General features: G+C 61.7%; 1 pseudogene. It reads left to right on the plus strand.

The window, feature by feature from the left end:
* Positions 1-10: 10 nt before the first annotated feature.
* A pseudogene (locus EOB49_RS35880) lies at positions 11-235 on the plus strand (imidazoleglycerol-phosphate dehydratase); the annotation flags it as partial.

A 235-nucleotide genomic window follows, 5' to 3' on the forward strand; every position in this document is an offset into this window, starting at 1 on the left:
GGATAGAGTGATGCCGCCCCGTTCTGCCGAAGCGAGCCGCAAGACCAAGGAAACCGACATCTCCGTGTCGGTCCATGTCGACGGCTCCGGCAAGTCGGATATCGCCACCGGGGTCGGCTTCTTCGACCATATGCTGGACCAGCTGGCGCGCCATTCCCTGATCGACATGACGGTCAGGGCCAAGGGCGACCTGCATATCGATGATCATCACACGGTCGAGGATACCGGCATCGCG

The organism is Mesorhizobium sp. M7A.F.Ca.MR.148.00.0.0, from assembly GCF_003997735.1.
Classification (GTDB): Bacteria; Pseudomonadota; Alphaproteobacteria; order Rhizobiales; family Rhizobiaceae; genus Mesorhizobium.